Genomic DNA, 7,869 nt, shown 5'->3' with positions numbered 1-7,869 from the left:
GTTTAAGCAGCTTCAGGATTCGCTATCTCGGTAAGGATTTTATCCAGCCCTTGTCAGAAAAGCTAAATGAATCAATGTCTTATTTGCAAAGTGGCTAATTCCAACGCTTTTACCGGCCGGACCTCATGTTATGTGAAAGTGAGGGTGTAGTTATCCTATTTAATGCAAGTGTGTGTTCGATGAGCATAACCGGATGTGATTGATTAATTGCTGAGCTATACGATTTCGGCTAGAATAAGTACAGTTATCCTATTTAATACAAAGGGGTTTAGATGACAAACAACACTGAAGATTGGAGTATTTTTTATACTTCAGAAATCGCTCTTTTTGATTATTTGCGAACTAATTCCGATTGCCGTTATTCTGAATCGACTCTTACTTATGATGAGTTCCTGGGGGATTATGGTGGGGTTCTCACTAAGCCAAAACGATATATCCGTTGGATAGGTGTGCTAAATGATGATCCTAGAGAATTTGTCGAACTTGTGAAAGAGATGGAAAAAAATTATCAAAAAGCTATGGGGTCTAAATTCAAACGTTTCCCGCCACGTTTCCCGCAACTATTTAATGACATAGAAGAGTTCAATATCAGTACTCAGAATGCGTTTCAATCTAAACTAATGCCAAACTCAGGTATGTTAGTTTTGAAAACACATAAAGTAGGTGCCGGTGATGATGATGGAATGCTAAAAGCATTGTTTCAGTCACACGTAAAGGCGTTGCATAGTATTGGAATGGTTACAGCTGAATATCGAATTAGTGAGCGTTATGCGTTATTTAGTACTGCCACAGTGTATGAGTTATTGATACCGATGCATAATTTTATTAGTCATTACAATTGTGAAGCAGTACAGCGAAGAGTTAATACAGGTAGACAATATAAAGTTAGGATTAAAAGAGCAGGGGAGCTAGTTAGACAACAAGTTACATTAGGGCTAATGGTACTAACAAAAGAGTGTAAAGACCTCGCTATCACCCATTCTGAGCCTAAAGCGCCCCGCTCGAATACTTTAGATGAACAAGGCCTTAGAATTGAATTGCCATTTGAATCGAATTTTCAATTCTATAGACGTTTAAATCTACCTAATCTCTGATTATTTGTTAGAGATTAAATAGGAGCTATATGATGGCACTAACAAAGGGTTCGAAAATAGGAAAAATACAAAAAAAATATTAAAAAGATAAAAAGAAGGAGCCGCAACCGGAGAATTGAGATTTAGGAGGTCAAAATAATCGAATATTGCTCTTTAATTCCCACCAGTATTAAATAGGATACCTATAACCATACACCCCTACCTTTTGCCTCCACGGAATTGCATTAAATAGGATAACATTCACTTCCTTGCACCAAATACTTTCTGTGGGACCATATTCTCATTACAAAGATTAATGATGATTTTAAACATGAAAGGTATAGATTTATTTAGTGGTGCTGGTGGTACGTCTTGTGGTGCTGAGCTTGCTGGTGTCAATATTATATGGGCTGCAAACCATAACCCTCCTGCAGTGGCTATTCACGCCCTAAACCATCCAAACACAATTCACGCATGCCAAGATCTGCATCAACAAGATTGGAATGAGATACCTCGTGACTTTGATATTGTCTACGGCAGCCCTTGCTGCCAAGGGCATAGCATTGCAACTGGCAAGGTTAAGCGATCGTATAAGGCTGACAAAAGCCGTTCGACAGCATGGGCTATCGTTTCATGTGTTGAAAACCATAAAACTCCTATAGTTATCATTGAAAATGTAACTGATTTTCTAAAATGGGAACTATATGATGCTTGGTCGTATGCTATGAAGGCATTAGGTTACTCACTATCGCTGAACACACTCAATGCTGCAGATTTTGGTGTACCTCAGCGTCGTGTACGGTTATTTATTGTTGCAACTCGTTCTGCTAATCCTATTGACCTAAAATTTGAAAAGAAAGAACATATTCCTGCTCGTACAATCATTGATACTAATTTTGATGGCCATAAATGGGATTTAGTCAGTAATCGCGTCGCAGCTACACAAAATCGTGTTAAAAACGGACGTAATAAATTTGGAAGCCTTTTTTTAGATGCTGCATACGGTGGAGAAATTGGCGGGAGAAGTCTGGATAAGCCCATTGGGACCATAATGACCGTAAATAAGCACAGCCTTGTTCACGGTGATTACATTCGCCCCATTACAGTCGCTGAACAAGCTGCTGCGCAATCGTTCCCGTCTAATTACGTTTTTCCTAAGTCACAAACATTAGCAAAAATGATGATAGGCAATGCCGTTCCACCATTACTTGCCAAGAGTGTCACACAAGCCGTTCTCGCGGCTGCATAAGGAGTTATACAATGTTAAAAAAAGTCGAGACATTAGATGGGTTTATTTACAATGAAATCGAGCGCGTTAAAGACTTTAGAGAGTGGTATATAAAACAGCATTATCTTAATCCCCTTGAGTTCCCAATGGAGATACCAGCGGATAATGCCAGTGTGTGGGATGAAATGTTGGCAGATTTTAATATACCGTCGCTAAACGAATCGGAGAAATAAATTGGGGATAATAAAATCATTGGGTGGTGCTCATTCTGCACCTACCTTTCATTGTTCTCAAACAGGCACTCCCACTTGGTCTGGTAAGGCTGATGATGAGTTTAATGATTCACTCATCGATGACTTATCGGTCTTTATAAAGCGTGAGGCTCGTCGTCAAGGTTACAATGACAGCTGTCAAAATCGTGTCGGGGAAAATGATACTTTCTTTCATGAATCATTTCTAAACGGTTGGGCAAGTGAACTGTGGGAACAATTTTATAAAGCTGGTGTTAATGATCATCAATCCATTAAACCAGTTTGCTTTCATTGGCGGCCTGAAGATTAACAAGTAAAAAACTTAATTGTGTGGAGGGGGAACTGAATAAATGTGTTTACTTCCTTCGCATAAATATTTATGTGGGGCGCGGCCATCCGGTTTTAATCTGATACCATACACTTATAGATAAAGTGACAAGACAAGGATGTTAAAATGTACCTACCTCTTCTAATAATACCCATAATCATTGCTTCTGCTGAAGTCTATGTCGCTTGCAAATTAACTCCAGTGCAGTATCTGCAATCAAAAGAAATTGACGACTCTAAAATTGGTGAAACTTACTGGGATGATGGCATTAGCAGGATTCGAGGAACAGTCAATAATATACGCGCCACATACCTTGCAATTAGTTTTCTTGTTGGCTTAGTGACTGTATTTTTATCCAATTTAAGCTCTTAAGATTTACTTGATTAAGTATCAATAATCCTTAACACGTTGTCTCTTTATCATAAGGCCGAACTACATGTACCACTGGGTTAATCAAACAAATAATTTTGAGAAAGAGTTTAACGATGGTCGCATCACGTCGGATTTAAAGAGCTCGAGCCCTAATTACGCGCGTATGAACGTTCTGAAGATTATGAAGGGTGATGTGATATTTTCTTTTAATAAAAAGAGCTTTCAAGCCATACTGATTGCAACAGGCAACCCCGTTTACAATAAATTAACGTCAAAATGCATTGTTAAATGCCGGTATATTTTGAACGAAGAGGCGATCCCTATATCTGAAGTATATGACGCTCTGGATGCCACTAATAACCCATTCATACAGCCTAGTGAATATAGTGTAGGTTCTCCATTACGCCTTGAAAATGGCATAGTTAAAAAAAATATGGGGTATGCGTTCCCTATCGGTAATGGTCCCGCTAGAATATTGTCGAAATTAGCCAGATTCGAAGAGTCGGCTTCAGCTAATATTGATATACCCGTTGCTGGTAATCCAAAGCGTAAAGAAGTAACCATAAATAGAATTTTGAGAGATACCGCAGTAACACGTAAGGTTAAATCACTTTACGATCATAAATGCCAGGTCTGTGGTATTCAATTTATAACACCAAATGGCGCTTATTCTGAAGGAGCCCATATCATCCCGTTAGGGGGTGAACATCAGGGGCCAGATAAAATATCCAATTTGTTATGCCTTTGCCCCAATCATCATGTCATGCTCGATTATTTCATGTTCTCCATCAGACCTGACATGACGTTAATCGGTTTAAATACAGAACTGATTATCCATAAAGGTCACAAGCTATCACTCGATAGTCTGAAGTGGCATAGGGCGGCATATAAGCGAGCTCAAAACAAAATTAAGTAACACAAAACAGAATGTTGTTATTCTATTAAAGTTTGATAACTTTTGGCACTTTTGGTGAGGAAATGGGTTAAGGATTAACGCATGTCTGCCCCAAAGTTACTTAGAACCAAGGCTCTATTTAACAGTGCTTACCTTCGTTTTCCATACAAAAGCTAATTGATATTGCTCTTCTACACAGTTCATTGTTTACTGGCTAGATTTCTTAATCTAATAAGATGGTTTTATATACAGTTATAATGAGTTTTGGCTTAATTTAAATCAAACAATCCAATAAGTAAGACTAAAGTAGTAATAAATAATTATGCGATTAAACTTAACTAATTGATATTGTTGTAAATAAATGTCATTGGTAAATTTATGAACACTTTATTTAGGCAACCTCGGTTTGTTTTTGGGTTTTGCTAATAACTTATCGCTTTACATCAACGACATAGCAAATGTAGGATGATATTAATCAATAACTTAAACGGCCTATTTTGTTGTGTTAACCGTTCAATGTGTTGTTATGTATCAGGAGATAGTTTTTGAAAGACACGGTAAAATGGGAATTCTATCTAGACGGCGATTCTAGGTATTTTAGAGATTACTCTAAAGGTAGCGAGAATTCATATTTTAATATTTCTGGCGGAATTGACCACCATAATGACTGTATGAACGATGATTTTCGTCTTTCATCTGTATATTTTGATGATGAAGATGATCCTGAAGTTGTTTGGCAAATAGGATATGAGCTTGCAAGTTTATACAATGGTATATCGTCTATATTATCAGAGAGCACACGCAAGCTTGAATTAGCCGATTTATTACATCATGGTGTTAGGGTTGGCAAACCGCCAAAAAGAAATATTGTAGCGTTATTAGAAAAACCAGATATTTCTTTTTACTCATATAATCAAGAGTTTGAGAGAGTAAAAAGCGCAGATGTTCGATTTTTTATGATGAACTTAGCCACTGAACGTGAAGATGCTTATTTAATATTGAAGTACTTCGATATCGAGGGAAGTTACATTAACTACTATAAAACTCTTGAAACACTAGAAGAATTATCCAAAAAGACAGGTATAGCAATAACTGTAGATGAGAAATTAAGAAAAGCATTCACAAATACTGCTAACAGCTACACATTATCAGGCTTGGATTCTAGGCATGGTTTTAAACAAGAAGCTAAAAAAAATAAAACCCCAAGTATGGAGTTGTCAGAAGCACACTCATTCATAGTCACCATAGCAAAAGAATATCTAAATGAACTAGCAAATGGTGTTATCAATGGAAAACACAACAAATCATTTAAATTGTAATAAGATACAGCGTGCTACTCGCTACGCTCAATTGTACCCCCACAATATTTAGCCTCTTGATGAGGCGGTTATGTTGTTTATCAACCCATGGATATCATCTAAGAGGGATTTATGTCATCTAAAAATTACCATTTTGACTTTTATGAATGCTCAATATTCAACTCGAGCGCAAACGCAATTCCAAGGACTTCATTTGAAATATTGAATAGTATGCTAGCAAAATATGCGCAAGGCGACAGCCGTGTTAAACAAATAGGTAATAATAGCTATGAGTTAAGGCATCTTGAAGCTACAGCCTTCGGCTTTAAAGGTATTATAGGTAAGCATCGGCAAAATGATCTTCCACATGCGGCTGTAATTGGCGGTGTGGAAAGGGAAATAGAACTTGCTGCAAACGAAAACCTATTGGAGAAGGCGTACTTTTCTTATCATTCAGATTACTCAGTTTTGATTCTACAACGTAACCATCTTTGTATTAGTAGTAGTAGTATGGGGAAGTATCTATCAGAGTCAGCTTACGTGACTTCGTTAAACCCAGTCATTGAGGCTGCTGATCTTCAATGGCTATTGAATAACAATGTTCAAGTAAGAACAGCTGAATTGTCAATTGCTCGACCAACAAATCCTGAGTTATTTAATGGTATTGAACATGATTTTAACAACTCAATTATATCTACCCTTAAAGGAACAGGAGCTGCTAAGTTAAACTTAACTTTGAGAGGCAATGGCAGATCTGATATTGCGGAAGAAAGATATCTAGCAACAACATTTAAAGGTGCTTTACGTGAGTTGAACACAAAGTTTGATGTTAAAAAGTGTAAACTTCTCTTGGAGGATGACGAAACACTTGCAACACATCCTGTGGATTTAGTTGCAGATCGCTTGTTTTTTACTAAACAGATTGAAGTAGAAGGCAGATATCCACCTATAATTGAAATGTGGGATGCTCTTAATGAATCGAGAGCAGAAAAAGAAAATGAACTTGCTAACTATTTTGGCGATTTAAACCAAGAGCGACTGGCTTAATGTTATGGATAAACTAAAACAATATTATTACATAATAGTCATATTAATCACCCTAATTATTTGTTGGAGTGCATGGCCTGTTGTATCTAAATTTACAGCAAAGGAAATACAGCCCATTGCTTCAGCAGTATCAACTTTATCAGGGATACTGTTTGGCTTTGTAATGGCTTCTATTTCTCTCTTTGCTTCTGCAAAAGATAATAAATTAGTCAGAAATACTACGCTTACCGGTTACTTACCTAAGCTTGTAAATAGACTTCATGTAACCATGGGTTTGTTGCTTTTTGTATGTTTTACTTTTCTTTTAGTATTGTTTATTCCTGACTCGTTAACTTTTACAGTAGCTAATACAAATTATAAATATTCCGTTGTAATAGTGATTGTAGGTATATTTTTAGGGCTAAATTCATTTGTGCAATTTTATATGTCATGGAGAGGTTTTAAAGACTTCTCTGAGCATATGTAGCAAAAACAACATGGCAAGAGACTATGAATAAATAGCTATTGTTAAGCTTTTTAGTGCTTTAGTCTGAACATCTTTTTCTGACGATAAAAAAGAACAGTTTGGTGTAACAATTTACTAATTCAATACTCGTACAACCCTCGTATACTGGCGTCTTAGAAGTAGCGGGTAGGGTTCAAATCTCTACCCCTTCGTCACATAAAGCAATTAACTATTTATAATCACTGTATTCTTAACATTGAGGAGCTCGTTTTGCAGTCGTTCAGCAGATCTGGCCAGCCATTTGTAGGTAATTGGGATACTAGAAGTTATCTGAAAACCAAACTTTGTCCGATCTTTGTAACACGGAAATGTCCGTGCGACCTGAAGTCGTATGAAGCGCTGTTCACCGCGAAGAGTGAACCATCTGTATCACCAGATGACCCTAGGATCCTGAATAAAGCAGCGGATCCGACAATGTAACGAAGTCCAGTAAATCACTGGACGGGAACTGAATCGTGAGAGGACGTTCCTCCTGATAACCACAATCGGGTAAGTGCTAGGGTGTCAGTATGATGAACATAAGTGAATCCATTTAAGGTGCGTTATACGTGAAGCAGCGGAAGTGGTTTATACGCTGTGGCCAAAAGGCAACGAGAGTTGGAAAGAAATTGGACAGTATTCTTTCGTGATCAACATAACTCTCCGCACTATAGTGGGCATCTAACCTGACATTGCGCGACATACGGAACAGGGTAAGCCTGTATCGCTCCCATTGGGAAAGTTATCTGTGAAGATAGCCGATAGTGGTGCAGGTAAAGGAGGCTGGAGAAAGCCAATGCTGCATTGTAATGATGCAGATACAGACCTTGTGTCTGGCACGAAAGTGAGCCCACTTCCAGCTGGTCTCCCGTTGCAAGAAAATTAGAAGAACT

9 protein-coding genes are annotated in these 7,869 nt (G+C 37.6%); all 9 read left to right on the top strand.

Features of this window, described 5'->3' with window-relative positions; genetic code table 11:
• Nucleotides 1-272 precede the first annotated feature (272 nt).
• The gene (locus tag H5185_RS20070) at nt 273-1,094 is read left to right on the top strand and encodes a hypothetical protein (protein WP_182742985.1); all 822 of its coding nucleotides are present in this window, start codon (nt 273-275) and stop codon (nt 1,092-1,094) included.
• A gap of 310 nt (nt 1,095-1,404) precedes the next feature.
• Nucleotides 1,405-2,322, top strand: a complete 918-nt coding sequence (locus tag H5185_RS20065; RefSeq protein WP_182742984.1) for a DNA cytosine methyltransferase — start codon at nt 1,405-1,407, stop codon at nt 2,320-2,322.
• Nucleotides 2,323-2,333: 11 nt separating this feature from the next.
• A complete protein-coding gene (locus tag H5185_RS20060; protein ID WP_182742983.1) occupies nt 2,334-2,534 on the top strand; it encodes a hypothetical protein in 201 nt (66 codons plus the stop codon).
• 1 nt (nt 2,535) lies between these two features.
• Nucleotides 2,536-2,862 carry a hypothetical protein gene (locus H5185_RS20055; RefSeq protein ID WP_182742982.1) on the top strand — a complete coding sequence of 109 codons (327 nt, stop codon included), beginning with the start codon at nt 2,536-2,538 and terminating at the stop codon, nt 2,860-2,862.
• A 144-nt stretch (nt 2,863-3,006) separates the two neighbouring features.
• Nucleotides 3,007-3,252 carry a hypothetical protein gene (locus tag H5185_RS20050; RefSeq protein WP_182742981.1) on the top strand — a complete coding sequence of 82 codons (246 nt, stop codon included), beginning with the start codon at nt 3,007-3,009 and terminating at the stop codon, nt 3,250-3,252.
• Between the two features lie 64 nt (nt 3,253-3,316).
• Nucleotides 3,317-4,168, top strand: a complete 852-nt coding sequence (locus H5185_RS20045) for an HNH endonuclease (protein WP_182742980.1) — start codon at nt 3,317-3,319, stop codon at nt 4,166-4,168.
• 524 nt (nt 4,169-4,692) lie between these two features.
• Complete coding sequence (locus tag H5185_RS20040) at nt 4,693-5,466, top strand: hypothetical protein (RefSeq protein WP_182742979.1); 774 nt, start codon at nt 4,693-4,695, stop codon at nt 5,464-5,466.
• Nucleotides 5,467-5,577: 111 nt separating this feature from the next.
• Nucleotides 5,578-6,492: a DUF6731 family protein gene (locus H5185_RS20035; RefSeq protein WP_182742978.1), complete on the top strand. Its 915-nt coding sequence runs from the start codon at nt 5,578-5,580 to the stop codon at nt 6,490-6,492.
• 4 nt (nt 6,493-6,496) lie between these two features.
• A complete protein-coding gene (locus H5185_RS20030; RefSeq protein WP_182742977.1) occupies nt 6,497-6,958 on the top strand; it encodes a hypothetical protein in 462 nt (153 codons plus the stop codon).
• Nucleotides 6,959-7,869 lie beyond the last annotated feature (911 nt).

The organism is Shewanella sp. SG44-6 (assembly GCF_014164185.1).
In the GTDB taxonomy this organism is placed as follows: domain Bacteria; phylum Pseudomonadota; class Gammaproteobacteria; order Enterobacterales; family Shewanellaceae; genus Shewanella; species Shewanella vesiculosa.
This window is presented reverse-complemented; position numbering and strand designations above follow the sequence as displayed.

What these genes read in the sequence shown, in the direction of transcription:
- H5185_RS20035 (WP_182742978.1), top strand. Translation starts at nt 5,578, where the DNA reads ATGTCATCTAAAAATTACCATTTTGACTTTTATGAATGCTCAATATTC.
- H5185_RS20060 (WP_182742983.1), top strand. Translation starts at nt 2,334, where the DNA reads ATGTTAAAAAAAGTCGAGACATTAGATGGGTTTATTTACAATGAAATC.
- H5185_RS20050 (WP_182742981.1), top strand. Translation starts at nt 3,007, where the DNA reads ATGTACCTACCTCTTCTAATAATACCCATAATCATTGCTTCTGCTGAA.
- H5185_RS20070 (WP_182742985.1), top strand. Translation starts at nt 273, where the DNA reads ATGACAAACAACACTGAAGATTGGAGTATTTTTTATACTTCAGAAATC.
- H5185_RS20045 (WP_182742980.1), top strand. Translation starts at nt 3,317, where the DNA reads ATGTACCACTGGGTTAATCAAACAAATAATTTTGAGAAAGAGTTTAAC.
- H5185_RS20065 (WP_182742984.1), top strand. Translation starts at nt 1,405, where the DNA reads ATGAAAGGTATAGATTTATTTAGTGGTGCTGGTGGTACGTCTTGTGGT.
- H5185_RS20030 (WP_182742977.1), top strand. Translation starts at nt 6,497, where the DNA reads ATGGATAAACTAAAACAATATTATTACATAATAGTCATATTAATCACC.